The following is a 24,515-nucleotide window of genomic DNA, read 5'->3' as shown; positions in this document are numbered from 1 at the left end:
ACGCGCTGAGCCCGTTGATCAACGAACCGGGGGAGGAAGTCAAGCTGCCCCGGGCGCACCCACCAAGCGCAGGAACGGCGGAATCAACCGGGCCGCCAGCGCGTCGGCGTCGGCCGCGCCGCGCGCGATGGCATCATCGACCGCGCCGTGCATGCCGTGGTACAGCAGGATCGCGGTCAACGCCGGTTGCGCCAACTGCCAGCAGCCGGCCTGCTGGCCGGCGCGCAACATGGCCTCGGCCTGCGCCAGCACCGCCGCGCGCTCGGTGGCGCCGCGATGCGGATGGTTGACGTCGTGGAACACCACGTCGTGCAGCGCGTAACCGTCGAAATAGGCGTGCACGCCGGCGCGCGTCCAGGCCCGCAGGCGCGCCACGCCGTCGTCCGGCGCGCAGGCCGCCATGGCCGCGTCGATGCGATCCAGGAAGCCTTGCGAGAACTTGGCGCGCAGCGCCGCCAGCACATCCGCCTTGGACGAGAAGTAGTGATAGAAGGTGCCCTTGGCCACGCCGGCCTGCGCCACGATCTGGTCGATGGTGGTGGCTTCGACGCCCTGGCGCACGAACAGGTCTTCGGCGGCCGCCATCAATTCGCCCAGGCGCACCGCCGCCGGCTTGGTACGCGATGGCGGGGCGACGGCGCCCTGGGCGGCGGGCCGGGCTGAGGATCGGGCGGCGGACTTGGCGGAAACAGGGGCCATCGCGAGCGGGGTTACATCGTTCTCAATGGTCGCCAGTGTAGTAGAGGAGACGCCCGGCGTGGCTTCCGGGAACAACTGGGAATGCGTCTTTTTATCTATTGACCGACGGTCGGTCGATTACTAGAATACGATCTCACATTCCCTTCCCGGCCCTTCCGCATGCATGCCTCCCGCCGCCGCGCCCTGGTGTTCGCCGTGAACCTGGGCAGCTTCATCACCATCCTGGACATCAGCATCGTCAACGTCGCCCTGCCCACCATGCAGGCCGCGCTGCGCATCGACATGGCCGGCCTGCAATGGGTGGTGGACGCCTACGCGCTGTGCCTGTCGGCCTTCATGCTCTCGGCCGGGCCGCTGGGCGACCGCTATGGCCGCAAGCGCTCGTGGCTCGCGGGCGTCGTGCTGTTCACGCTGGGGTCGGCCTTCTGCGGCCTTGCCGACAACCTGCCGCTGCTGCTGGCCGGCCGCGCGGTGCAAGGCGTGGCCGGCGCGCTGCTGATCCCGGGCGCCATGTCGCTGCTGACGCAGGCCTTTCCCGATTCCGCCGAGCGCGCCCGCGCCATCGGCCTGTGGGCCTCGTGCAATGCCATCTCGTTGATCGTGGGGCCGATGCTGGGGGGATTGCTGGTGGCGCACTTCAACTGGCAGAGCATTTTCCTGATCAACCTGCCGGTGGGCGCGCTGGCGATCGCGCTGGGCGCCTGGGGCATCCAGGAAAGCGCGCATCCCGAACATGCCGCTTTCGATCCGGCCGGCCAGGCCCTGAGTGTGGTCTGGCTGGGCGCGCTGACCTATGGCCTGATCACCGCTGGCGAGCATGGCTGGCACGCGCCGGCCACTCTCGCCGCGCTGGCCGTGGCCGCCGTCGGGCTGATCGCCTTCCTGTGGGTCGAGCACACGGTGGCGCGCCCGATCCTGCCGCTGGGCCTGTTCCGCGACGCCGGCTTCGCCAGCACCAACTTCGCTTCGTTCGTCATGGGATTCGGCGCCTACAGCAGTCTGTTCTTCTTTTCGCTGTACCTGCAGCACGTGCGCGGTCTGTCGCCGCTACAAGCCGGTTGGCAACTGGCGCCGCAATTCGTGGCCACCGGGATCCTGTCGACGGTGTTCGGCCGCCTGAACCCGCGCTTCGGCCTGCCGCGACTGATGATCGCCGGCTACGGCATGGTCGGCGCCGCCATGCTGGGCATGCTGAGCTTTGACGCGCACACGCCCTATGCGCTGTCGGGTTCGCTGATGGTGCTGCTGGGCCTGGGCATGGGGCTGGCGGTGCCGGCCACCAGCATGGCGGTGATGGCGACCGTGCCGCGCGAACGCTCGGGCATGGCGTCGGCCACCATGAACGCGCTGCGCCAGACCGGCATGACCATCGGCATCGCGCTGCTGGGCGCGCTGATGAGCGGCCGCGCGGTCGAGCACCTGGCCGCGGCGCTGACGCGGCAGGGCCTGGCGGACGCGCGGGCGGTGGCGCGCGTGGCGGTCACCCGGCACGTGCTGCCGGCGCAACCCGATGGCGTGACGGCGTTGTTCGCCGATGCGTTGGCCAGCGGGTTCCATGCCGCCATGGCCGGCGCCGGCGTGGCCTCGCTGCTGGCGGCGCTGCTGCTGTTGTGGGTCACGCGCGGCGCGCGGCCGGCGTTGCGCGCCGCGTAATTCCAGCGCCCGGAATCAAACGGCGCCGTTCTTAAGCAGGCGTAACAAGCACGCCGCGACGGTGGCGCTCCGGTAATATCTCCGCCCAATAACAGGTTAACAACCACGAGGAGACATGCCATGCAACACCGCAAGTTCCTGTTCCGCCTGGCGCCGCTGGCGCTGGCCGCGCACCTGGCGCTGAGCGGCCCGGCCGCCGCGCAGAGCGCGCCCGGCACGCAAGGGCCGCTGGCGCCGGCCCCGCTGCCGGAACTGGCCGCGCAGATCGACCAGCGCGCCAAGGCCATCGAGGACAAGCTCATCGCCTGGCGCCGCGACATTCACCAGCACCCCGAGCTGGGCAACCAGGAAACGCGCACGTCCAAGCTGGTGGCCGATCACCTGCGCGCGCTCGGCATGGACGTGAAGACCGGCGTGGCCGGCACCGGCGTGGTGGCCTTGCTCAAGGGCGGCAAGCCCGGCCCGGTGGTGGCGCTGCGCGCCGACATGGACGCGCTGCCGGTCAAGGAACAGGTCGACGTGCCGTTCGCCTCCAAGGCCCGGAGCACCTACCTGGGCAAGGAAGTGGACGTGATGCACGCCTGCGGCCACGACGCCCACACCGCCATCCTCATGGCCACCGCCGAAGTGCTGGCCGGCATGAAGGAGCAGTTGCCCGGCAGCGTCAAGTTCATCTTCCAGCCCGCCGAGGAGAGCCCGGCCGACTTCGAGCCGGACGGCAAGAAGATCTGGGGCGCCAAGATGATGGTGCGGGAAGGCGTGCTGGACAATCCCAAGGTCGACGCGATCTTCGGCCTGCATGTGTCCAGCAGCTATCCGGTGGGCAAGCTGTCGTGGCGCAGCGGCCCGGCGATGGCGGCGGCCGACCAGTTCTGGATCGACGTGACCGGCAAGCAGACGCACGGCGCGCGGCCGTGGTCGGGCATCGACCCGATCGTGGTCAGCTCGCAGATCATCCTGGGCCTGCAGACCATTCCCAGCCGCCAGATCAACAGCATGCTGGAGCCGGCCGTCATCACCGTGGGCGCGATCCATGGCGGCAACCGCATGAACATCGTGCCGGACAGCGTCGCCATGACGGGCACCATCCGCACCTATGACGAAGGCATGAAGAAGGACATCCACCAGCGCATCGAACGCACCGCCACGCAGATCGCGCAAAGCGCCGGCGCCAAGGCCGACGTGCGCGTGGTGGAGCTGTACAACGCCACCGTCAACAACCCCGGCCTGACCGAGGAAATGGGCGCGACGCTGCGGCGCGTGGCCGGCGAAGGCAACTACGGCCTGCAGCCCAAGTCCACGGCGTCCGAGGACTTCTCGTTCTACCAGGAGCAGGTGCCGGGCATGTTCTTCTATCTGGGCGTCACGCCCAAGGACGTCAACCCCGACAGCGCCGCGCCCAACCATTCGCCGCGCTTCTACGTCGACGAGTCGGGCCTGATCAACGGCGTGCGGGCCCTGTCGAACCTGACGGTCGACTACATGGCCAAGGCCGGCAGGGGCAGTTGATCCCGCGCGGGCCGCGCGTCAAGCGGACGCCGGCCCGCTGGCCGCGAACCCGGCGCGCCATGCATGGCGCGGCGAGCAAGTGTGCGGGCGGCACGATTGACGCCCGCCCGGCCCCTGGCTACAGTGACCGCCGACCCTGGCCGGCCACGCTGCCGCCGGCCGGCCTGCGAACTTCGCGGCGCGCCGCGAGCCCTTTACCGGATTCCTCATGAACAGTTACCGCGTCGGCATCGCCGGCTTCGGCGCCATCGGCCAGGCCGTGGCGCAATCCCTGGATGCCGGCCTGCCCGGCCTGACCCTGGCCGCCGTGGCGGTGCGCGATCCCCAGACCGCGCCGGCGGTGGCGTGGCGGAGCGCCGCGCCGGTCTTCACCACCATCGGCGACCTGGCCGCGCATTGCGATGTGGTGGTCGAATGCGCCCCCGCCGCCGTGTTCCGCGAACTGGCCGAGCCGGTGCTGCGCGCCGGCAAGAAGCTGGTGGTGCTGAGTTCCGGCGCGCTGCTGCGCCACGATGACCTGATCGAACTGGCGCGGCGCCACCAGGGCCAGATCCTGGTGCCGTCCGGCGCCATCCTGGGGCTGGACGCGATCACCGCCGCCGCCGAGGGCGAAATCCACTCGGTGACGATGATCACGCGCAAGCCGGTGCGCGGCCTGCTGGGCGCGCCGTACCTGACCGACAACAACATCGACATCGACGGCATCACCGAACCGCGCCTGATCTTCCGCGGCTCGCCGCGCGAGGCGGCGGTGGGCTTTCCGGCCAATCTGAACGTGGCGGTGAGCGTGTCGCTGGCCGGCATCGGCCCGGACCGCACCACGCTGGAGATCTGGGCCGACCCGTCGCTGGAGCGCAACGTCCATCGCGTCGAAGTGGTGTCCGATGCCGCGTCGTTCTCGATGGAGATCCAGAACATTCCGTCGGCCAATCCGAAAACCGGCCGCATCACCGCGCAAAGCGTGATCGCGGCGCTGCGCAAGCTGACCGGCCCGCTGCGGGTCGGCACCTGAGCAAGCCAGGCGTCGCGCCCCGGGGGCGCGCGCGTTCCGTGCCGCCCAGCGCTCACGCCGCCGCCACCGACCGCGCCCGCCCCGGATCGGGCGCCGGGCGCATCGCCGCCATCGTCCAGCCGCCCGCGCCGTCCAGATCCAGCCGGTGGCTATGGAATGCGTCCAGCGTGCCGCGATGGCCAACGCTGACCAGCATGGCGCGCGGCAGGTGTTCGCGCAGCAGCCCGTAGAGCATGTGCTCCAAGCCCTCGTCGGTGGCTGACGTGGCCTCGTCCAGGAACACGATGGCGGGCCGGTTGAACAGCACGCGCGCGAATGCCACGCGCTGCTGCTCGCCGATCGACAGGATGCGCGACCAGTCGGCCTCGTGATCCAGCCGTCCGGCCAGATGGCCGAGGTTCACCGCGCGCAACGCCGCCGCCAGGCGCGCGTCGTCCGCTTGCCGCGCATGCCCCGGGTAGGCCACCGCGTCGCGCAGCGTACCCAGCGGCAGGTAGGGGCGCTGCGACAGGAACAAGGCCGCCGCGCCCTGCGGCCGGCGCACCGTGCCGCGCGCATACGGCCACAGGCCGGCCACGGCGCGCAGCAAGGTGGTCTTGCCACTGCCCGAGGGCCCCTTGATCAGCAGCGCCTGGCCCGGCCGCAACGACAGGTCGAGCCGCCGCAGCAAGGCTTGCCCGTCGGGACGCGACACCTCCAGCGCGGCGATCTCCAGCGCGTCGGGCACGGCTTGCGTCTCGATCGCGGGCAGCGCCCGGGCCGCCGCGTTGGCGTCGAGGAAGCCGGCCAGGCGGTTGAGCGTGGCGCGGTACTGGGCGAACGCATCGTACGAGGTGCGAAAAAAGGACAGCGAATCCTGCACCTGGCCGAACGCCTGCGAGGTCTGCATCACGTCGCCCAGCTTGATCGCGCCGCTGAAAAAGCGCTGCGCCTGCAGCAGAAACGGAAACACCACCGCCACCTGGCTCACCACCAGATTGAAGCCGTCGAACTTCAGGCCCCGGTAAACCCGCGCCCACAGGTTGGCGATGTAGGCCGAAAAGCGCGTCCACAACGTGCGCCGCTCGACCGCCTCGCCCTGGTAGAAGGCGACGTTCTCGGCGTTCTCGCGCAGGCGCAGCAAGGCGTAGCGGAAATTGGCGGTGAGCCGCTCGGACAGGAAGTTCAGCAGGATCAGCGGCCGGCCGATGCGAAAGGCGAAGAGCGTGGCGACAATGACGTACAGGTACACCATGAACACCATGGCGCGCGGGATTTCCACGCCGGCCACGTCCAGCGCGCCGGACAGGTTCCACAGGATCGCGGTGAACGCCACCAGCGACACCACGGCGCTCAGGGCGCCGATCGCCAGCGTGCGCGAGCCGGTCACGAACGCGGCGATGTCCTGCTCGATGCGCTGATCCGGGTTGTCCACCGGTTCATCGACGAAATGGCCGCGATAGTAGGCGCGCGCCGCCAGCCAGTCGCCGGTCAGGCGGTCGTTGAGCCAGACGCGCCAATGGATGTCGAAGGCCTGGCCGGCGTAGCTGTCGACCAGCGTGCGCACCACGTGCACCGCGGCCAGGATCGCGAAGATGCCCAGCAGGCGCCAGAACGCGGTCGGGTCGAGCGCCTGCAGGGCGCTGTAGAAGCCGTTGTACCAGAACGAAAACAGCACGGTCATGCGGACCGCGGACATCGCCAGCAACAGCAGCGCGGCCAGCGTCAGCAAGGGGCGCCAACTGCGCCGCGGCGTCAGGTACGGCCAGGCCAGGCGCCAGAACTTGCGCCCCCAGTCGGTCCCGCGCGAGAGCGCGAATGCGGTCAATGCCAGCGCGACCGCGCTGATGCCGAATGCGCGCGCGATCCACAGCGCGCTTTCCCACAGCTGCTGCTGCCAGTCCAGATCCATGAACAGCCCCTCTAACGTCGTTTCTGTTTAGAGCGGCGGTGGCGTCGTGGTTCCGACGAACGCCCGGTCTTAAGCGTGGCTTAAGGGTTCGCGGGCGCGATCACTGCCCGCCCAGATCGAGGTTGGCGAACAGATCCGCCAGCGTCGGCACCGAGCGCGCCGGCCAGATGGCGCTCAGATCGAAGCTGGGCAGGCGCTCGCCGTCGCGTACCTCGCAGAAACGCACGCCACGGAAATCCAGCGACCGGATCCAGCTGGGCAAGAGCGCCACGCCGCAGCCGCCGGCCACGCAGGCCAGCACGGTGAGGGTGCGGTTGGCCTCCTGCGCCACGTGGGCGTCATGGCCGCCCTTGCGCATGGCGTCGAGGATGTCGGCGTAGAACGCCGGCAGTTGCGCCTGCGGATACATCACCAGGCCGGCCTGCGCGATCTGCGCCATCGACACCTGGCCGTCGGCGGCGACATCGAACTCGTCCGGCACCGCCGCCACCAGCCGGTCGCGCAACAACTGGCGCTCGCGCATGCGGCCGCCCACCGCCACCGGGGTGTGCATCAGGCCGATGTCGATCTCGCCGCTTTGCAGCGCCTCGGCCTGCTCGGCGTTGCTCATCTCGCGCAGGATCACGCGCACGCCGGGCGCCTGCCGCCGCATTTCGCGCAGCGCCCTGGGCAGGGTGTTGAACAGCGCCGAAGACACCAGCCCCACCGTCAGTTGGCCGGCGCTGCCGCGGCCGATCTCGCGGGCCCGGCGCGCCGCGGCGTCGATCCGGGCGATGCTGGCGCGCACGTCCTCCAGGATGGCCAGGGCCGCCGGGGTCGGCGTGGCGCCCTGGCGCGAGCGCTCGAACAGGCGCACGCCCAGGTCTTTTTCCATGCGGCCCAGGGCTTGGCTCAAGGCCGGCTGGGCAATGCCCAGCCATTCCGAGGCGCGGCTCACGCTGCCATGGTCGACCACCGCGAGGAAATAACGCAAATGGCGGGTTTCCATATCAATCCAATATGAATAAAGCAGGTTTACAGAATAGAAAACTATACCCCGGCTGCCTAGAATCCGGTTTACAGAACCTTACAGATGTGCACCCCGTTGGGGCATGCACCGAAGACCGCAGGAGACAGCCTTGCCCCCACCCGTCACCGGCCCCGCCGTCGACAGCCACGCCCACGTCTTTCGCCAGGGCCTGGCCTTGGCGGACACGCGCCGCCACACGCCCGACTACGACGCCACGCTGGCCCAGTACCTGGGCCTGCTGGACGCGCACGGGCTGTCGCACGGCGTGCTGGTGCAGCCCAGCTTCCTCGGCACCGACAACAGCCACCTGCTGCAGGCGCTGCGCGCCGCGCCGGCGCGGCTGCGCGGCGTGGCGGTGGTGGATCCCGCCATCGACGATGCGGCGCTGCAAGCGCTGGCCGCGGCCGGCGTGGTCGGCATCCGCCTGAACCTGATCGGCCTGGACCTGCCGGCGCTGGCGGCGCCCGCCTGGCAACACCTGCTCGAACGCGTCAATGCGCTTGACTGGCATGTCGAGGTCCACGTGCAGGCCGCGCGCCTGGCCGATATCATGCCGGCCTTGCTGCGGGCCGGCTGCCGCGTGGTGGTCGACCATTTCGGGCGCCCCGATCCGGCGCGGGGCGTGGCCGACCCGGGCTTCCAGTACCTGCTGCGGCAAGCCGCCAGCGGCCGGGTCTGGGTCAAGCTGTCGGCCCCTTACCGCAACTGGAGCGGGCCGGCCTGTGCCAGCGACGGGCGCGAGGCCGTGCGCCAACTGCTGCGGGCCTACACGCCGGCCCACCTGATGTGGGGCAGCGACTGGCCTCACACCGAGCATCGCCACCTGGCGTCCTACCCCGCGGCCACGCAATGGCTGGACGACTGGATCGATGACCCCGCGCAGCGGCGCGCCGTACTCGCCGACACGCCGTTGCGGCTGTTCCAATTCCAAGGAGAATTCCAATGACCCCTCTGTTCAAACGCCTGGCGCGCCACGCCCGCCTGCTGGCCGCCGCCGGTCTGCTGGCCGGTGCCGCCGGCACCGCGGCGGCCGCCTACCCCGAGCGCGCCATCACGCTGGTCGTGACCTACCCGCCCGGCGGCACGGTCGACGTGGTGGCCCGCCTGATCGGCCCCAAGCTGGCGGCCGAACTGGGCCAGCCGGTGGTCATTGAAAACCGCGGCGGCGCCGGCGGCATGATCGGCGGCGCCGTGGTCGCCAAGGCCCAGCCCGACGGCTATACGCTGATGCTGGACGCCTCCAATCACGCGCAGAACCCCGCCCTGCACCCCAAGATGCAGTTCGACACCCTGAGCGCGTTCGCGCCGGTGTCGCTGCTGTTGCGGGTGCCCAACGTGCTGGTGGTGACGCCGTCGTACGAAGTGAAGACGGTGGCCGACCTGATCCGCCTGGGCCAGCCCGGCAACCAGGATCAGGTGTACTTCGCCTCGGCCGGCCCCGGCTCGGCCCAGCACCTGGCCGGCGAACTCTTCAACCTGCTGGCCAAGACCCAGTTGCAGCACGTCGCCTACAAGGGCGGCGGCCCGGCCATGATCGATGTGATGTCGGGCCAGGTGCCGGTGATGTTCGCCAGCATGGGCTCGGCCTGGCAGCACGTGAAGAACGGCAAGCTGCGCGCGGTGGCCCTTGGCGGCGCGCAGCGCTCCAAGGCCGCGCCGGACCTGCCCACCATCGCCGAATCCGGCGTGCCCGGCTACGAAACCTACGAGTGGAACGCGGTGTTCGCGCCCGCCGGCACGCCGCCGGAAATCGTCAACCAGGTGTCGCAAGCGCTGGCCAAGGTGCTGAAGGATCCGCAAATCGCCGAACAGCTCGAAGGCATCGGCGCCGAGCCGATCGGCTCCACCCCGGCCGACCTGGACACCTTCCGCCGCGCCGAGATCGACAAGTGGCAACGCGTGGTCAAGGAAGCCGGATTGAAACTCGATTGAGTACTGGCGGGCGCCCTGCGCCCGCATGCCGGTTTGCCGGTCTTGGGCGCCCCGCGGGGCGCCCCTTTTTTTTGGTGGCGCGGGGCGGGTTGAGGCCAGCCGCTATCATGGGGGGTGATGACGCGATTTCGCGATGGCGACGATGGAAAAGATACGGATCGACAAATGGCTCTGGGCGGCGCGCTTCTACAAGACGCGCAGCCTGGCGGTGGATGAGATCGGCAAGGGCCGCGTGCAGGTCAACGGCCAGCCGGCCAAGCCGGCGCGCGAAGTCGGCGCCGGCGATGTGGTCAGCATCCGCAAGGAAGACCCGGCCATGCACGTGCGCGTGGTGGCGGTCAGCGGCGTGCGCGGCCCGGCGCCGGTGGCGCGCCAGTTGTACGAGGAAACCCCGGAAAGCGCGGCCGCGCGCGCACGCGCGGCCGAAATGCGGCGCCTGGCGCCCGAGCCGGCGCTGGACATCGCGGCGGGCCGGCCGACCAAGCGCGACCGGCGGCTGATCGACCAGATGCGGGGCAAGTAGGACGGCGTTGCCGCCCCCGGCCCCGCCCGGCGCGGCCGGGAGGCGGCGGGGCTACAGCGCCCGCCCCACGATCAACGGATCCAGCGCCAGTTCCGGCGCCCCGCTCTTGCCTTCGTACGGCAGGCGGGTCAGCACGTAGCGCATGGCGTTCAGACGCGCGCGCTTCTTGCAATCGGACTTGACCACGATCCAGGGCGCGTCGGCCGTGTCGGTGTGCGCGAACATGGCCTCCTTGGCGCGGGTGTAGTCATCCCACTTGTCGAGCGAGGCCAGATCCACGGGGCTGAGCTTCCATTGCTTGAGCGGATGCACCTTGCGCTGCAGGAAGCGGCGGCGCTGTTCCTCCTGGCTGACCGAGAACCAGAACTTGATCAGGTGGATGCCGCTGGCGACCAGGTGCCGCTCGAAGTCGGGCACCTGGTGCAGGAATTGCAGGTACTCCTCCTCGGAGCAAAAGCCCATCACGCGCTCGACGCCAGCGCGGTTGTACCAGGAGCGGTCGAACATGACGATCTCGCCGGCGGTGGGCAGGTGCTGCACGTAGCGCTGGAAGTACCACTGGCCGCGTTCGGTGTCCGACGGCTTTTCCAGCGCCACCACGCGCGCGCCGCGCGGATTCAGGTGTTCCATCATGCGTTTGATGGTGCCGCCCTTGCCCGCCGCGTCGCGGCCCTCGAACAGGATCACCACGCGCTGGCCGGTGGCCTTGACCCAGGCTTGCAGTTTCAGCAATTCGACCTGCAGCGCGTACTTCTGCTTTTCGTAATTGCGCCGCAACATGCGATGGCGATACGGGTAGATGCCTTCGCGCCAGTCGGTGGCCAGTTCCTCGTCGGGGTTGCGGCGGGCGGCGGGCGCCTGCGTGTTGGCTTGCAGCAGCGCGCGGTGCACGGCCACGGCGTCGTCCGGCGACAGTTCTTCGATGACCGCGCGCAACGCCTCGTGGGCTTCGCCGGATTCGCCCACCTGGTAGCGGCGGGCGATGTCGGCCAGCACCGCGGTGGTCTCCTGGCGCGCCGCCACTTCGCGCGCGCTGACACGCCTGCGCGCCTGCAGCGCGGGCTCGAGGGCGGGCAAGGCGGGCGGTTTCGCCGCCGGCCGCGAACGGGCGGATGCCTCGCGGGCGGGCGCCGACTTGGGGGAGGCCGACTTGGGCGGGGCCGGGTCGGCGCCGGCCTGGCGGGCGCCGGCCTTGTCGGCGGCCGGCACGCGGACGCCGCGCGCGCGGCGTGGCGCGGCGGTGCGCTTGGCGGCGCGGGGGGCGTCCTTGCCGGTTTCGGGGGGTTCGGAGGCTGGCGCGATCTTGTCCGTCATCAGTGCAGTCCTTGCTAAGCGTGTCGTCCGGGCCGAGACGCCCGGCCAGTCGCCGGCGACCCGTCAGGAAAAAACCTCTACCCTACTCCGTCCGGTAGGCGCGGAGCGTTGACGTGAATCAATGCTTGTAACACTCTTGCAGCAATTCCGACCGGTCCGCGCCGCTACACTGCGGCCATCGTCATTGCCCGCCGCCAGCATGTGGTCACGCCTCAAACGGCTGTTCGTCCCCCGGCCCGCCCCGCCGGATCCCTACGCCGAGACCGTCCATTTCGATGAGGCCGGCTTCACGCGGGCGCTGGGCCCGTCCGAGGCCGGCGGCCGGCGGCAATCCTGGCCCTGGGAAGCCGTGTGCGAGTTCGGCTTTCGCTTCACGCCGGCGATTTTTCCCGACCCCTGGTACGGCGATTACATGGAGGGCCTCTGGTACCTGCGCGTCATCGAAGACGGCGCGCCGATGGCGGTGGAGTTCGGCCAGGATCTGCTCGATGCCGAGGCGCTGCCGCCCGCCCTGCTGCGCCACCTGCCCGGACTGAACCTGCGGGTCTTGCGCGAGGGCCTGGCGGTGGCGGCCCGCGGCCCACGTCATTTCGACGGCGAGGGCGAATGGGTAGCCTGGCGGCGGGTGCCGCATTGCGCCTGAAAAAGGGCCACGGTAACATCTGCTGCCGAATATTTCGTGATCGCCGCCGTCGTGGACACGCGTAGAGAACCCACCCTGAGTCCGGCCGGCGCCGACACGGCGCCGGCGGCCACGCCGTCGACCGTTCCCCCGCGCCTCTTGCCCAGCCGCGCGCTGCGCGCCTGGACCGCGATCCTGTACCTCGGCCTGTGGCTGGCGCTGCTCGCCGTCAAGCGCGACGGCGCGAGCGGCGCGGCCAGCGCCAGCGAAGCGCTCGGCTATCGCGTCGGCAGCGCGTTCGGCAGCGCCTTGGTGCTGCTGCTGCCCGCCGCCATTGCAATCGCGCTGCTGTCCTTGTTCAAGCGTTTTCGCACGCCGCTGCACCGCATGCGCGCCACGTTCGCCACGGGCCTGGTGCTGGCGGTGACCGCCACCGCCCTGGCCGGCCTGGCGGCCTACCGCGACTCACAAAAGGCCACCGCGCTGGCCGAGATCCGCCGCACCGGCGAGTGGATGCGCGCCGCGCTCACCACCCCCGACCACCCGCCCGGCGACGTGCCGGATATCGACACCACGCCCAAGGCGCGCGGCGTATACGGCGAGATCGAGCGCGGGGTCAAGATCCTCCTGGGGCAACGCGTGACGCAATACCGCGCCTACATGCAGGAGCTGGACGAGGCGCGGCTGTCCGAACTGTTCATCCCCAACCGGCTGGCGCGTGATCGCGGCCTGGTGGAAAGCCGGCTGATCCTGGAGCAATCGCAGCGCGTGGTGCGCAAGTACAGCCAGCAGAACCAGCGGCTGCTGACGGACGTGCCCGTCACCATCCGATCGCTCGACCTGAGCGAGCAGCAGAAAGACCAGATGGTCGAGGGCGCGATCAAGGCGCGGCCGCAGCAGCGAGCCACGCTGGCGCGCAACTGGGACCTGGAGCGCCGGACGCTGGCCGAATTCGAGAAGATGATCGACCTGCTCGATGACAACCGCCGTTCGTGGCGCGTGGAACAGAACGAAATCGTGTTCGACCGCGACAGCCTGCTGAACCGCTTCCGCGCGCACCAACTGGCCGTGCGCCAATTGACCGAGGAGCGCGCGCGGCTGGAGGCGCAACAGTTCGACAGCCTGACGGCGGTGCTGCGCTGACGCGGCCAGCGGACAAGCGCCAGGACAGGCGCGCCCCGGGCGACGCCGCCACCGGCCGGCGCGCGGCGCCGGCGATTGACGCTCGGCTTGCCGCTCACGCCCCCGCGCGATCCAGCCCCTGCTTGAGGTCGGCGAGGATGTCGGCGGCGGTTTCGAGACCGACCGACAGCCGCAGCAGCCCTTCGGACAAGCCATATTTCTCGCGGTCTTGCGCGGTGTAGCTGGCGTGCGTCATGGTGGCCGGATGCTGGATCAGGGTTTCCGGATCGCCCAGGCTGACGGCAATGCGCGCCAGCTTCAGGCTGTTGAGCAGACGCCGCCCCGCCGCCAGGCCCCCTTTCAATTCGAACGCCACCAGCCCGCCGCCGGCCGCCTGCTGGCGCTGCGCGATCGCGGCGCCGGCCGTGTCCGGCAGGCCCGGATAGAACACGTCGGCCACGGCCCCGTGTTCGCGCAGGAATTTCGCCACCTTCAGCGCCGATTCACTGTGGCGCGCGACCCGCAACTCCAGCGTCTTCAGGCCGCGCAGCACCAGGAAGGCGGTGAACGGCGACAGGGTCGCGCCGGTGAAGTAGCGCAGGCCTTGCAGGCGGATGGCGTCGATGTGCACCTTGCCGCCGACCACCGCGCCGGCCAGCAGGTCGCCGTGGCCGCCCAGGTATTTGGTGGCCGAATGCAGCACGATGTCGGCGCCGTGCCGCAGCGGCTGTTGCAGCACCGGGGTGGCGAAGGTATTGTCGACGATGGTCAGCAGGCCCTTGCCGCGCGCAATGGCCGAGATCGCCGCGATATCGACCAGCCGCAGGTTGGGGTTGGCCGGCGTTTCGAAGTAGACGGCGCGGGTCCTGGGGCCGATGGCCGCGGCCACCGTTTCCGGCCGCGTGAAATCGGCGAACACCGCGTTGATGCCCAGGCGCGGCAGGCCCTGCGCGAACAGCGTGAAGGCGGTGCCGTAGACGATCTGGTCGACCACGATCTCATCGCCGCTTTGCAGCAGCGACAGCAACGTGGCCGAGATCGCCGCCATGCCGGAGGCCGTGACCACGGCCGCCTCGGCCCCTTCGAGCGAGGCCAGGCGTTCTTCCAGCAGCGCCTGGGTCGGGTTGCGGGTGCGGCCGTAGACATAGCCCGACTGCTCGCCCAGGCGGATGCGGTCAAAGGCCTCGATGCTGTCCTGGGTGTAGGTGGAGGTGAGGTACAGCGGCGGCGACAGCGCGCCCTGCTCGTCCAGCGGGTCGTAGCCGAGGTGGATGGCGCGGGTGGCGAAGCCGTGTTGGTGCGAGTCGGACATGGGAAATCTCCAGGAGTCGGGTCGGGCGGGCGGAGGGCGCGCGCCGTCAGCGCTTGTGATCGGCGCGGCGCGACAGCCATTCGCCGGTGAATTGCACGATCGAGACCAGCGCGATCAGGATCACGATCACTTCGAACATCACGCGGGTCTCGTAGCGTTCGTAGCCATAGCGGATGGCCAGGTCGCCCAGGCCGCCGGCGCCCACCGCGCCGGCCATGGCCGAGGCGTTGATCATGGCGATGACGCTGACGGTCATGCCGCCGATGATGCCGGGCAGCGCCTCGGGCAGCAGCACGTGGCGCACGATGTGCCAGCGGCGGCAGCCCATGGCGCGCGCGGCTTCCACCAGGCCGTGGTCGACGTCGTTCAGGCTGACCTGGGCGATGCGCGCGAAGAACGGCACCAGATTGGCCGACAGCGGCACAATCGCGGCCCAAGTGCCGAGCGTGGTGCCGACCAGCAGGCGCGTGAACGGCAGCATCGCCACCAGCAGGATGATGAAGGGAATGGCGCGGAACGTGTTCACCGTGATCGACAGCGCCTTGTTCAGGCGCGGCCGCGGATACAGGTGGCCCGGCGCGGTGACGGTCAGCACCACCGCCAGCGTCAGGCCGGCGGCGATCGCGATGACCGCGGACACGCCCACCATGGTCAGCGTCTGCAGGAAGGCCTGCAGGTATTTATCAAGCATCGGCAGCGACATAGCCCAGCACCTCGATCTGATCGGCCACCAGCGCGGCGCGCGCGGCCTCTTCCTGTAGAACCGCGGCCGGCACCGACACCAGCAGGCTGCCCTGGGCGTGGCCGCGCAGGCGGTCCAGCCCGCCGTGCAGCAGCGTCGCGCCCGGGCCCAGCGCCGCCAAGGCCTGCAACGACACGCCTTCGGGGCGGCCTTGCCCGGTGAAGCGCAGGCGCAGCACCGCCACGCCCGCCGGGCCCGGCGGGTGCGGCGGGTGCGGCACCAGCCGGGCCGCCAGATCGGCCGGCAGGTCATGCTGCAATGGCCGCAACAACGCGCGGGTGGCGTCGGCCTGGGGGTTGCCGAACACGCGCCAGACCTCGCCGTGCTCGACCTTGCGGCCGCCGTCGAGCACCAGCACCTTGTGGCAGACCTCGCGGATCACCGCCATGTCGTGCGTGATCAGCACCACCGTCAGGCCCAGCTTGCGGTTGATGTCGCGCAGCAGCGCCAGGATCGATTGCGTGGTTTCCGGATCGAGCGCCGAGGTGGCTTCGTCGCACAGCAGAATCTGCGGATCGTGCACCAGCGCGCGGGCGATACCCACGCGCTGCTTCTGGCCGCCGGACAGCCTGGACGGATAGGCGTCGGCCTTGTCGCGCAGCCCGACCAGATCCAGCAGCGCCTCGACCTTGGCGCGCGCCTCGGCCGGCTTGACGCCCGCCACGCGCAAGGGCAGCGCCACGTTCTGCGCCACGGTCTTGGCCGACAGCAGGTTGAAGTGCTGGAAGATCATGCCGATGCGGCGCCGCAGGCCGACCAGCGCGTTCTCGTCCAGGCTGCCGACGTCCACGCCGTCGACCCGCACCTGGCCGGCACTGGGCCGTTCCAGCATGTTGATGGAGCGCAGCAGGGTCGACTTGCCGGCGCCGCTGCGGCCGATGATGCCGAACACCTCGCCGCGCCCGATGGCGAACGAGATATCGGACAGCGCCGCCACCGGCCCGCGCGGGCCCGGATAGCGTTTTTGCAGTCCGTCGAAGACAATGTGCGCGTCCCGCGCCGCGCCGGCGCCGGCCTGAAGGGCCGCCGCCGGCAAGGAAAATTCGTGTTGCATCATGCTGTATTCCCGAGCCGCCCGCGCGGCCGGCGCCTGCCGCCGCGCGCACGGAGTTGGCGGCGGCGCCGGACGGGGCCGCCACGCCTTCGCGCTCAGAAGACCGGAATCACCGAGCCTTCGTACTTGCTCAGGATGAACTGGCGCACTTCGTCGGAGTGGTAGGCCTTGACCAGCTCGGGCACCCACGGCGCGTTCCTGTCCTGCTCGCGCACCGCGATGATGTTGACGTACGGGTTGTTCTCTTTCTTCTCGACCGCGATGCCGTCGCGGGTGGCGATCAGGCCGGCCTGGTAGGCGAAGCTGTTGACGATGGCGGCGGCGTCGACGTCGGGCAACGAACGCGCCAGCACCACCGAGGCGCTTTCGACGAACTCGAGCTTGCGCGGGTTGGCGGTCACGTCGGCCAGCGTGGCGGTGCCGGTGGCCGGATCGAAACCGTCTTTCAACGTGATCAGGCCCTGGTCGCGCAGGACCACCAGCGCGCGGGTCTGGTTGCTGGGATCGTTGGGGATGCCGACCTTGGCGCCCGCGGGCAGGGCCTGCAACGACCGGTACTTCTTCGAATAGAAGGCGATGGGCGAGATCAGCGTGTTGGCCACCGGCACCAGCTTGTAGCCGCGCTGCTTGATCTGGTCGTTCAGAAATGGAATATGCTGGAACGCATTGGCTTGCAGATCGCCGTTATTGAGCGCCTCGTTGGGGCTGGCGGTGCCGGTGATGACCACCGGCTCGACCGCCAGGCCGTTCTTGCGGGCGACCTGCGCCACCACTTCCCAGATCTGTTCGTCGACGCCGCCGCGCACGCCGACCTTGAGCGGCTTGGGATCGGCCGAAAAGGCCGGCCCATGGAACATGGCGGCGGCGGCCAGCACGGCGCCCAGGAAGGCCTTGGCCAGCTTGCGCAGGCGGGCGGAGTCGGTACGGGGAGTCATATGGCAATCGCCTCTCAGTCGATACGGTTATGAGCAGACGATTCTAGGCAGGCCCCCCCGGGCCACGAACGAATACTTGGTTGCGTCGTTATTACGGGGGTGTTTGGATATGGCGCCGGCGCATAAGCGGCCGTGCCGGCGCGGCATGCCCGGCCTCAGAAGGGCTTGACCACCACCAGCGTCACGATGACCGCCGCCGCCACCACCGTGAACGGCGCGTACAGGTCGACCAGCGGCGCGCGCTTCGCGCTGCCCTGGGCCTGGCGCCGCAACGCGGCGCTCTGCACTCCGAGCAGCGCCGACAGCAGCAGCGCCAGCGCCACCTTGACCCAGATCCAGGTCATGGCGAACCAGCCGAAGGTCACGGCCAGGTGCAGGCCGACCAGCCAGGCCAGCACCATGGCCGGCGTGGTCACGAACAGCGTCCAGCGGCGCAGCGCGCCCAGCATCCTGCGTTCCTTGGGCGCCTCATCGCTGTCGGGCGGTTGCGACGACAGCAGGAACAGCGACACGAACAGGGAGCCGCCCAGCCATGCGACCACGGCGGCGACATGCAGCATTTTGAGAAGTTGGTAGGTCATGCGCGCGATTATCGCCGCTGTCGCGCGGTTTGGGGGCGCGCGGGGCCGGCCTGTTTGCGCCATGACAAAGGCGGTCAGGGGCGTGCCGGCCACGGCGCCCGGGAACGGCCGGCGCCGGGAAACGGTGCCGGGAAACGGTGCCGGGAAACGGCGCCAGCCCGGCGTCATGGCGTCTGGCTGGCGGGGGCGCGAAGCGGCGGGGCCGGCGCCGCGTCCCCGCCGCGCCCGCCCTCCTCCCGCGCCAGGCTGCGCCGGTAGCGGCCGCAACCGGCCGCCAGCAGGCCGATGCACAGCAGCGTGGCCACGCCGATCAGCAGCGACATGGAATGCCCCACCGCCGCCGGGTTGTGGAACAGGCGATCGGTCAACAGCGCCACGGCGGTGGTGCCCAGGCCCAGGCCGACCAGGTTGGAGATCAGCAGGAACAACGCCGACACCTGGGCCCGCAACTGGTTGGGCGGCAGGATCTGCATGGCGGCGGTCGAGGTCGGCATGGGGAACGAGGCGAAGAACATGGCCGGCAGCAGCAGGCCGACCGACAGCCAGAGCGTGGTCACCTGGGTGAAGGCCACGGCCGGCAACGCCATGCCGAGCGCGCCGATGACGCCGGCGCGCAGGGGCGCGTCGCTGTAGCCGCGCCGCGCCAGCCCGTCCATCAGCCAGCCGCCGCAGAACACGCCGGCGGTATTGGCCACCAGCACCACCGTGCCCAGCATGTAGCCCGCCTCCACCGGCGACAGGCCGAACTTGCGCATATAGAAGGCCGGCGTCCAGCCCAGCAGGCAGAACAGGATCATGGCGTAGAACGAAAACCCCAGGTAGTGACACAGGAAGGTGCCGCGATGACGGCCCAGGAAGCGGAACACGTCGCCCGCGCCGGGCTTTTGCACGCGGCCGGCGGCGTCATGGCGCAGGCCCTTGCGCCTCGGATCGCGCACGGTCAGCAGAATCAGCAGCGCCACCAGCACTCCGGGCAGGCCGACGATGAAGAAGGTCACCTGCCACGGCCGCAGCGCGCCCAGGCCGGGCACGGGCACGCTATCCACGCTCTTGAGCAGGTCGATGACGTAGCCGCCGATCAGGAACGCCAGGCCGCCGCCGATGAACGAGCCGATCGAATAGATGCCCACCGCGCGGCCCAGCTTGTGGCGCGGGAACATGTCGCTGAGCATGGAATAGGTGGCCGGCGACAGCGCGGCCTCGCCCACTCCCACGCCGATGCGCGCCAGGAACATCTGGCCGAAGTTCTTCGACAGGCCGCAGGCGGCGGTCGCCAGGCTCCAGAACGCCACGCCGATGGCGATGATGCGCGGCCGCGACCAGCGATCGGCCAGCAGCGCGATGGGGATGCCCATGAAGGCGTAGAACAGCGAGAAGGCCAGCCCGTGCAGCAGGCTGAACTGGGTGTCCGAGAGCTGCAGGTCGCGCTTGATGGGTTCGATCATCAGGGCCAGGATCTGCCGGTCGACGAACGAAAATATGTACGCTAGCATGCAGACCAGGACGACATACCACTCATAGGCATAGCGCTTGTGCGCCGCGTCGGTTCCGGTATCGCCCGTCATGTTTTTCCCTTGTATCGCAATGGGATCGCGCCGGCCGCGTCGCGGCGGCGGCGTCCCGCTGTCTGGTTCGCCATTCCGATGGCTGCATCTGTTGTAGGCCTTTGCGCCGGCCGGCTCTATACCGGGCGCGCAAAGGCTATTCCCGGGGCGCAGGAAAGCATGTTCCACGATACCTATCCGCTGCAACGCCATTGCCTGCTGGATTCGGGCAATCTCTCGGAAATCACCGACCAGGTCAGCCAGCACCTGTGGTCGCACCGCATGTGCGTGGCGCGCGGCGATCCGCTGCAGTCGCGGCTGTATGGCGTGTTCTTCGGCAGCGCCGCGCTGTTCGACCTGCACTATGGCGCCGAGGTCGAAATCGACGCCGGCGACATCGCCCGCTATTACCTGGTGCGCGTCACGCTGCAAGGCGCCGGCGAGGTCACGCTGGGCCAGCGCCGCGCCGCCCTGCGCGAAGGCGGCCTGACCATTTCGTCGCCGTCCGAGCGCAGCATCCTGCGCATCGGCCAGGATTGCCGCAGCCTGATCCTGCGGGTCGAACGCGAGGCCCTGGAACGGCAGTTGCAACAGTTGCTGGACCGCCCGCTCAAGCAGGCGCTGGTGTTCGACCTGGAAGCGGCGCCCGGTTCGGCCGGCCTGGCGGCGGTGCGGGAGACGCTGGCCTACCTGTGCCGGCTGTACCAGCATCCCGCCATCGACCGCGTGACGCAGACGCTGGCGGCGGGCTTTTCCGATTACCTGGTCGCGCTGCTGCTGATGCAACTGCCGCACAACTATTCCGAGGCGCTGCGCGCCGACCGCCGCCAGCCGCTGCCGCTGCACGTGCGGCGCGCGCGCGACTACATCGAAGACCACATCGACGCGCCCATCGCGCTGCCCGAGCTGGCCGCGCACTGCGGCGTGTCGATCCGCACGCTGCAGAACGGCTTCACGCAATTCCTGCGCCAGAGTCCCAGCGATTATCTGCGCAGCCGCCGGCTGGCGCGGGCGCACGCCGCGCTCAGCGAGGCGCGCGACGGCGACAGCGTCACCGACATCCTGCTGCGCTGCGGCGTGACCAGCTTCGGCCACTTCGCCACACACTACCGCAAGCGCTACGGCTGCCTGCCGTCCGACACGCTGCGGCAGCGGCGCGCCCGCGCCTGTTGACGCGCGCGGGGCGCGGCCGTTCAAGCGCGGGGCGCGCCGCCCACTGACGCGGGCCGCCGCGCATTCGCTTGCCGATTCCGTATTGCGCTTGCGCCTGCGGCGCAGTCCGCCGCGCGCGCCGCCGCTAGGATCAAGGCTCTATCGAAGGAGCCTGATCATGCGTATCGGTGTTATCGGAGGCGGCCACGGCTGCTACGCGGCGGCGGCCGAGCTGGCGGAAAAAGGCCATCGGGTGCGCCTGTGGCGCCGCGACGCGGCCGCGTTCGACAGCCTGCGCCGCGCCGGCGCCCTGGCGGTCACCGACTATCGCGGCACCCGCCGTATCGACCTGGGCGATGCGCCCGGGCAGATCGAACTGGCGGCCGACCTGGGCGGCGCCGCCGAGGGCGCGCAACTGCTGGTGATTCCACTGCCATCCACCGCGCACGCGGCGCTGGCGCCCGAGCTGGCGCCGCACCTGCGCGATGGCCAGGTGGTATTCCTGCCGCCCGGCACCTTCGGCAGCTATCTGTTTGCCCGCGCCCTGCGCGCGGCCGGCAACCAGGCCGAGGTCGCCTTCGCCGAGACCGGCACCCTGCCCTACCTGGCGCGCAAGCATGGCGACCGGGTCGTCATCAGCGCCTACGCCACGCGCCTGCCCACCGGCGTGTTCCCGAGCCGCCTGGCCGGCGTCGCGCTGGCGACGCTGGCGCAGGCCTATCCGAGCGTCGAGCCGGTCGAGGACGCGCTGTCCGGCGCGCTGATGAACGCCGGCCCGGTGATCCATCCGCCGCTGATCCTGATGAACGCCGGTCCGCTCGAACACTTCGAGCGCTGGGACATCCATAACGAGGGTACGCAGCCGTCGATCCGGCGCGTGACCGACGCGCTGGACGCCGAGCGCATCGCCATCCGCGCCGCGCTGGGCTACGCCGCGCCGCACTTCCCGCTGGCCGACCACTACGCCAGCGCGGGCGATGAATGGATGTACGGCCGCGGCGCCCACGGCAAACTGACCGACAGCGGCGACTGGCGCGAAACCATCGACCTGCGCACCCATCGCTACATGCTGGAAGACACGCGCCTGGGCCTGTCGTTGCTGGTGTCGCTGGGGCGCTGGGCCGGCGTGCCCACGCCGGTGGCGCAGGGCCTGTTGAGCGTGGCCTCGGCCGTGACCGGGCGCGACCTGTACGCCGAGGGCCGCACGCTGGAGGCGCTGGGACTGAACCCCCTTTCGCGCGCCGCCATGGCCGCGCTGCTGGCGCGGGGGGTGTGAGCATGGACGGCACCTTGTGCGTGGCCGGCGCCGGCCGCATGGGCATCGGCATCACGCTGTCGTACATCCATGCCGGGCTGGACGTCACGCTGATCGACATCAAGCCGCGCGCGGCCGGCGCCCGCGCCGGGTATTTCGCCAGCGTGCTGGGCGGGCTGCGGCGCGAACTGGGCACGCTGGCGCGGCTGGGGCTGCTGGACGCGGCGCAGGCCGACACGGCGCTGGGCCGGGTGCGCCTGGTGGCGCGCGACGAGGCGGCCGGCGACCTGGCCCGCGCCCGCGTGGTGTTCGAGGCCGTGCCCGAGCAACTGGAGGTCAAGCGCGAGACCTTCGACTGGCTCGGCCGCGTCTGCGGCGCCGGCAGCGTGATCGCCTCCACCACCTCGACTTTTCTCGTCACCGAGCTGGCCGGCATGGTGCGCGAGCCGGGGCGCTTCCTGAACGCGCACTGGCTCAATCCGGCCCACCTGATCCCCTTGGTGGAAGTGAGCCGCGGCCCGCGCACCAGCGACGCGGCCACGGACGACCTGCTGGCGGTGCTGCGCCTGGCCGGCAAAACGCCGGTGCAGTGCGCGCCCGCCGCCGGCTACATCGTGCCGCGCATCCAGGCGCTGGCCATGAACGAGGCGGCGCGCATGGTCGAGGAAGGCGTGGCCAGCGCCGAAGACATCGACACCGCCGTGCGGCTGGGCTTCGGCCTGCGCTTCTCGGTGCTGGGCCTGCTGGAGTTCATCGATTGGGGCGGCGGCGACATTCTCTACTACGCCTCGCGCTACCTCGCCGGCGCGCTCGACGCGCGCTTCGCGGCGCCGGCCATCATCGAGCGCAACATGCAACAGGGCCGCAACGGCCTGCGCGACGGGCAAGGCTTCTACGACTATGCCGGCGTGGATGTGGAGGCGTACAAGCTGCGGCGGCTGGGCGAACTGTGCGCGCGGCTGGAGATCATGGGGTTGTTGCCGGCCTTCGATGGCGCCCGGACAGCCGCCGCGCCCGCCAGCCCCTGACAGCCGGCGCGGATGGGCGCCCCGCGCCGATCCGCGCCCGCCCTGGTATTAACCCTGGGTGCCGCCGCGCGCGAATTTTGGCTATTCTCGTCGCGTCGATTCAAAACCCCGCAGAAGAGTCCCGCCCACCGTGGCGGGCGCCGACGGAGCAACCGCCCCGGAAACTCTCAGGCCACAGGACTGCGCGGTCTAGACAATCTGGAGAGAGGCGCCTGGCGCCCACCGAAGGGGAACCGGCGCCGCCGCGCGCGGGTGAAGCTCTCAGGTACAGAGACAGATGGGGTGCCACGATCATCGGGTCGTGGCCACGCCATCTGGAGCCATCATGCCCCGCATCGCCATCATCGGCGCCGGTATCACCGGCGTCACGTCCGCCTACGCCCTGAGCAAACTGGGCTACGACGTCACTGTCTACGACCGCCAGCGCTATCCCGCCATGGAGACCTCCTACGCCAATGGCGGCCAGTTGTCCGCCAGCAATGCCGAGGTCTGGAACAGCATCGCCACCGTCAGGAAGGGCCTGCGCTGGCTCGGCCGCCATGACGCGCCGCTGCTGCTGAACCCGCGTCCGGGCTGGCACAAGTATTCGTGGCTGGCCGAGTTCATGGGCCAGATCCGCAACTACCGCCAGAACACGATTGCCACCACGCGCATGGCGATCGAGGCACGCCGCCACCTGTACGCCATGGCCGAGGAGGAAGGCATCGATTTCGACCTGGAGCGCCGCGGCATCCTGCACATCTACCACGACGCCGCCAGCTTCGAGACCGCGCGCCGCGCCAATGCGCTGCTGCGCGCAGGCGGGCTGGAGCGGTACGCGGTCACGCCCGAGGAAATCCGCGCCATCGAGCCGACGCTGCAAACGCCCTGCCACGGCGGCTTCTACACGCCGTCAGATGCCACCGGCGACATCCACAAGTTCACCAGCGGCCTGGCGCGGGCCTGCATGCGCCGCGGCGTGCGCTTCGAACAGGACGCCGATATCCGCGCCATCAGCCGCGACGGCCTGCCCTACGTGCTGGAGGTGGCGCGCGAGGACGGCACGCGGCGCGAACCGCGCGAGACCGACGCCATCGTGGTCTGCGCCGGCGCCGCCAGCCGCCAGTTCGCGCGGCAGTTGGGCGACCGGCTGAACATCTATCCGGTCAAGGGCTATTCGATCAGCGTGCACCTGGACGACGCCGCCAGCCAGGCCGCCGCGCCCGGCGTGAGCCTGCTGGACGAGGCCGCCAAGATCGTCACCAGCCGCCTGGGCGAGCGCTTGCGCGTGGCCGGCACGGCCGAATTCAACGGCTTTAACCTGGACATCCGCGCCGAGCGCATCCAGCCGCTGGTGGACTGGACCCGCCGCCACTTTCCCGGCGTGCGCACGGCGCGCGTGGTGCCATGGTGCGGATTGCGCCCGATGATGCCCGACATGATGCCGCGCGTGGGCCCGGGCAAGCGGCCGGGCGTGTTCTACAACACCGGCCACGGGCATCTGGGCTGGACGCTGTCGGCGGCGACGGCGCAGTTGCTGGCGGCGAGTGTGCGCGAGCGGCTGGCGCTGTCTTAAGCCATGGCGGCAAGCGCCGGCCTCGCCGCTTGCCGCAGCCATGCCCGCAAAGCCGCCCCCCGCGGAGCCTC

The 24,515-nt window shown here is 70.2% G+C and carries 22 protein-coding genes and 2 riboswitches; of the genes, 12 read left to right on the top strand and 10 right to left on the bottom strand.

What is annotated here, in order from left to right:
* Window positions 1–39: 39 nt before the first annotated feature.
* Window positions 40–699, bottom strand: a complete 660-nt coding sequence (locus tag ACN6O8_RS05400) for a TetR/AcrR family transcriptional regulator (RefSeq protein ID WP_427990029.1) — start codon at window positions 697–699, stop codon at window positions 40–42.
* 159 nt (window positions 700–858) lie between these two features.
* Between ACN6O8_RS05400 and ACN6O8_RS05395 the strand changes: the two genes are divergently transcribed.
* From ACN6O8_RS05395 to ACN6O8_RS05385, 3 genes are all read left to right on the top strand, one after another.
* Window positions 859–2,352, top strand: coding sequence for an MFS transporter (locus ACN6O8_RS05395; protein WP_427990028.1), 1,494 nt, complete (start codon window positions 859–861; stop codon window positions 2,350–2,352).
* A 120-nt stretch (window positions 2,353–2,472) separates the two neighbouring features.
* The gene (locus tag ACN6O8_RS05390; protein WP_427990027.1) at window positions 2,473–3,861 is read left to right on the top strand and encodes an amidohydrolase; all 1,389 of its coding nucleotides are present in this window, start codon (window positions 2,473–2,475) and stop codon (window positions 3,859–3,861) included.
* A gap of 208 nt (window positions 3,862–4,069) precedes the next feature.
* Window positions 4,070–4,873 (top strand): aspartate dehydrogenase, encoded by an 804-nt coding sequence (locus ACN6O8_RS05385; RefSeq protein WP_427990026.1) that lies wholly within the window; start codon window positions 4,070–4,072, stop codon window positions 4,871–4,873.
* 52 nt (window positions 4,874–4,925) lie between these two features.
* Here ACN6O8_RS05385 and ACN6O8_RS05380 read toward each other — a convergent pair whose 3' ends face one another.
* Together ACN6O8_RS05380 and ACN6O8_RS05375 are read right to left on the bottom strand one after the other, a co-directional pair.
* Window positions 4,926–6,764, bottom strand: coding sequence for an ABC transporter ATP-binding protein/permease (locus tag ACN6O8_RS05380; RefSeq protein WP_427990025.1), 1,839 nt, complete (start codon window positions 6,762–6,764; stop codon window positions 4,926–4,928).
* A gap of 100 nt (window positions 6,765–6,864) precedes the next feature.
* Window positions 6,865–7,752 (bottom strand): LysR substrate-binding domain-containing protein, encoded by an 888-nt coding sequence (locus ACN6O8_RS05375; RefSeq protein WP_427990024.1) that lies wholly within the window; start codon window positions 7,750–7,752, stop codon window positions 6,865–6,867.
* Between the two features lie 130 nt (window positions 7,753–7,882).
* Here ACN6O8_RS05375 and ACN6O8_RS05370 point away from each other — a divergent pair, with 130 nt between their 5' ends.
* From ACN6O8_RS05370 to ACN6O8_RS05360, 3 genes are all read left to right on the top strand, one after another.
* Window positions 7,883–8,719 (top strand): amidohydrolase family protein, encoded by an 837-nt coding sequence (locus tag ACN6O8_RS05370; RefSeq protein WP_427990023.1) that lies wholly within the window; start codon window positions 7,883–7,885, stop codon window positions 8,717–8,719.
* Window positions 8,716–9,705 (top strand): tripartite tricarboxylate transporter substrate binding protein, encoded by a 990-nt coding sequence (locus ACN6O8_RS05365; protein ID WP_427990022.1) that lies wholly within the window; start codon window positions 8,716–8,718, stop codon window positions 9,703–9,705. Before ACN6O8_RS05370 ends, ACN6O8_RS05365 begins: the two co-directional genes overlap by 4 nt.
* 142 nt (window positions 9,706–9,847) lie before the next feature.
* Complete coding sequence (locus ACN6O8_RS05360) at window positions 9,848–10,228, top strand: RNA-binding S4 domain-containing protein (protein WP_427990021.1); 381 nt, start codon at window positions 9,848–9,850, stop codon at window positions 10,226–10,228.
* Between the two features lie 51 nt (window positions 10,229–10,279).
* Here ACN6O8_RS05360 and ppk2 read toward each other — a convergent pair whose 3' ends face one another.
* Window positions 10,280–11,542: a polyphosphate kinase 2 gene (gene ppk2 / locus ACN6O8_RS05355; RefSeq protein ID WP_427990020.1), complete on the bottom strand. Its 1,263-nt coding sequence runs from the start codon at window positions 11,540–11,542 to the stop codon at window positions 10,280–10,282.
* 199 nt (window positions 11,543–11,741) lie between these two features.
* Here ppk2 and ACN6O8_RS05350 point away from each other — a divergent pair, with 199 nt between their 5' ends.
* Entirely contained in the window at window positions 11,742–12,185 is a 444-nt protein-coding gene (locus ACN6O8_RS05350) for a hypothetical protein (protein WP_427990019.1), read from the top strand.
* 36 nt (window positions 12,186–12,221) lie between these two features.
* On the top strand, window positions 12,222–13,307 hold the full coding sequence (locus tag ACN6O8_RS05345) for a hypothetical protein (RefSeq protein ID WP_427990018.1): 1,086 nt from the start codon (window positions 12,222–12,224) through the stop codon (window positions 13,305–13,307).
* A gap of 94 nt (window positions 13,308–13,401) precedes the next feature.
* Here ACN6O8_RS05345 and ACN6O8_RS05340 read toward each other — a convergent pair whose 3' ends face one another.
* The 6 genes from ACN6O8_RS05340 to ACN6O8_RS05315 form a co-directional block, all read right to left on the bottom strand.
* Window positions 13,402–14,598 carry a trans-sulfuration enzyme family protein gene (locus ACN6O8_RS05340; protein ID WP_427990017.1) on the bottom strand — a complete coding sequence of 399 codons (1,197 nt, stop codon included), beginning with the start codon at window positions 14,596–14,598 and terminating at the stop codon, window positions 13,402–13,404.
* 46 nt (window positions 14,599–14,644) lie between these two features.
* On the bottom strand, window positions 14,645–15,301 hold the full coding sequence (locus ACN6O8_RS05335) for a methionine ABC transporter permease (protein ID WP_427990016.1): 657 nt from the start codon (window positions 15,299–15,301) through the stop codon (window positions 14,645–14,647).
* Window positions 15,282–16,397, bottom strand: coding sequence for a methionine ABC transporter ATP-binding protein (locus ACN6O8_RS05330; protein ID WP_427990015.1), 1,116 nt, complete (start codon window positions 16,395–16,397; stop codon window positions 15,282–15,284). The genes ACN6O8_RS05335 and ACN6O8_RS05330 overlap by 20 nt, the downstream gene beginning before the upstream one ends.
* Before the next feature lie 92 nt (window positions 16,398–16,489).
* Entirely contained in the window at window positions 16,490–17,329 is an 840-nt protein-coding gene (locus ACN6O8_RS05325) for a MetQ/NlpA family ABC transporter substrate-binding protein (RefSeq protein WP_427990014.1), read from the bottom strand.
* Window positions 17,330–17,484: 155 nt separating this feature from the next.
* Window positions 17,485–17,910 carry a CopD family protein gene (locus ACN6O8_RS05320; RefSeq protein WP_427990013.1) on the bottom strand — a complete coding sequence of 142 codons (426 nt, stop codon included), beginning with the start codon at window positions 17,908–17,910 and terminating at the stop codon, window positions 17,485–17,487.
* A gap of 164 nt (window positions 17,911–18,074) precedes the next feature.
* Window positions 18,075–19,475, bottom strand: coding sequence for a spinster family MFS transporter (locus ACN6O8_RS05315; protein ID WP_427990012.1), 1,401 nt, complete (start codon window positions 19,473–19,475; stop codon window positions 18,075–18,077).
* A gap of 159 nt (window positions 19,476–19,634) precedes the next feature.
* Here ACN6O8_RS05315 and ACN6O8_RS05310 point away from each other — a divergent pair, with 159 nt between their 5' ends.
* The 4 genes from ACN6O8_RS05310 to ACN6O8_RS05295 all read left to right on the top strand — a co-directional run bounded on the left by ACN6O8_RS05310 (window position 19,635) and on the right by ACN6O8_RS05295 (window position 24,444).
* Window positions 19,635–20,627, top strand: coding sequence for a helix-turn-helix domain-containing protein (locus ACN6O8_RS05310; protein ID WP_427990011.1), 993 nt, complete (start codon window positions 19,635–19,637; stop codon window positions 20,625–20,627).
* A 157-nt stretch (window positions 20,628–20,784) separates the two neighbouring features.
* Window positions 20,785–21,882: an NAD/NADP octopine/nopaline dehydrogenase family protein gene (locus ACN6O8_RS05305; protein ID WP_427990010.1), complete on the top strand. Its 1,098-nt coding sequence runs from the start codon at window positions 20,785–20,787 to the stop codon at window positions 21,880–21,882.
* A gap of 2 nt (window positions 21,883–21,884) precedes the next feature.
* Window positions 21,885–22,889, top strand: coding sequence for a 3-hydroxybutyryl-CoA dehydrogenase (locus tag ACN6O8_RS05300; protein WP_427990009.1), 1,005 nt, complete (start codon window positions 21,885–21,887; stop codon window positions 22,887–22,889).
* 101 nt (window positions 22,890–22,990) lie between these two features.
* Window positions 22,991–23,082: riboswitch (glycine riboswitch) on the top strand.
* Between the two features lies 1 nt (window position 23,083).
* Window positions 23,084–23,170: riboswitch (glycine riboswitch) on the top strand.
* A gap of 44 nt (window positions 23,171–23,214) precedes the next feature.
* On the top strand, window positions 23,215–24,444 hold the full coding sequence (locus tag ACN6O8_RS05295) for a D-amino acid dehydrogenase (protein ID WP_427990008.1): 1,230 nt from the start codon (window positions 23,215–23,217) through the stop codon (window positions 24,442–24,444).
* Window positions 24,445–24,515 lie beyond the last annotated feature (71 nt).

Origin of the sequence: Achromobacter sp. (genome assembly GCF_050285565.1) — a bacterium.
In the GTDB taxonomy this organism is placed as follows: Bacteria; Pseudomonadota; Gammaproteobacteria; order Burkholderiales; family Burkholderiaceae_B; genus Achromobacter.
Note: the sequence above shows the minus strand (reverse complement) of the source record. Positions and strands in the feature narration are given on the sequence as shown.

Coding starts and splice junctions, on each gene's coding strand:
- ACN6O8_RS05320 (WP_427990013.1), bottom strand. CDS start 17,910: ATGACCTACCAACTTCTCAAAATGCTGCATGTCGCCGCCGTGGTCGCA.
- ACN6O8_RS05380 (WP_427990025.1), bottom strand. CDS start 6,764: ATGGATCTGGACTGGCAGCAGCAGCTGTGGGAAAGCGCGCTGTGGATC.
- ACN6O8_RS05325 (WP_427990014.1), bottom strand. CDS start 17,329: ATGACTCCCCGTACCGACTCCGCCCGCCTGCGCAAGCTGGCCAAGGCC.
- ACN6O8_RS05365 (WP_427990022.1), top strand. CDS start 8,716: ATGACCCCTCTGTTCAAACGCCTGGCGCGCCACGCCCGCCTGCTGGCC.
- ACN6O8_RS05340 (WP_427990017.1), bottom strand. CDS start 14,598: ATGTCCGACTCGCACCAACACGGCTTCGCCACCCGCGCCATCCACCTC.
- ppk2 (WP_427990020.1), bottom strand. CDS start 11,542: ATGACGGACAAGATCGCGCCAGCCTCCGAACCCCCCGAAACCGGCAAG.
- ACN6O8_RS05335 (WP_427990016.1), bottom strand. CDS start 15,301: ATGTCGCTGCCGATGCTTGATAAATACCTGCAGGCCTTCCTGCAGACG.
- ACN6O8_RS05350 (WP_427990019.1), top strand. CDS start 11,742: ATGTGGTCACGCCTCAAACGGCTGTTCGTCCCCCGGCCCGCCCCGCCG.
- ACN6O8_RS05305 (WP_427990010.1), top strand. CDS start 20,785: ATGCGTATCGGTGTTATCGGAGGCGGCCACGGCTGCTACGCGGCGGCG.
- ACN6O8_RS05400 (WP_427990029.1), bottom strand. CDS start 699: ATGGCCCCTGTTTCCGCCAAGTCCGCCGCCCGATCCTCAGCCCGGCCC.
- ACN6O8_RS05310 (WP_427990011.1), top strand. CDS start 19,635: ATGTTCCACGATACCTATCCGCTGCAACGCCATTGCCTGCTGGATTCG.
- ACN6O8_RS05295 (WP_427990008.1), top strand. CDS start 23,215: ATGCCCCGCATCGCCATCATCGGCGCCGGTATCACCGGCGTCACGTCC.
- ACN6O8_RS05395 (WP_427990028.1), top strand. CDS start 859: ATGCATGCCTCCCGCCGCCGCGCCCTGGTGTTCGCCGTGAACCTGGGC.
- ACN6O8_RS05385 (WP_427990026.1), top strand. CDS start 4,070: ATGAACAGTTACCGCGTCGGCATCGCCGGCTTCGGCGCCATCGGCCAG.
- ACN6O8_RS05300 (WP_427990009.1), top strand. CDS start 21,885: ATGGACGGCACCTTGTGCGTGGCCGGCGCCGGCCGCATGGGCATCGGC.
- ACN6O8_RS05315 (WP_427990012.1), bottom strand. CDS start 19,475: ATGACGGGCGATACCGGAACCGACGCGGCGCACAAGCGCTATGCCTAT.
- ACN6O8_RS05375 (WP_427990024.1), bottom strand. CDS start 7,752: ATGGAAACCCGCCATTTGCGTTATTTCCTCGCGGTGGTCGACCATGGC.
- ACN6O8_RS05330 (WP_427990015.1), bottom strand. CDS start 16,397: ATGATGCAACACGAATTTTCCTTGCCGGCGGCGGCCCTTCAGGCCGGC.
- ACN6O8_RS05360 (WP_427990021.1), top strand. CDS start 9,848: ATGGAAAAGATACGGATCGACAAATGGCTCTGGGCGGCGCGCTTCTAC.
- ACN6O8_RS05390 (WP_427990027.1), top strand. CDS start 2,473: ATGCAACACCGCAAGTTCCTGTTCCGCCTGGCGCCGCTGGCGCTGGCC.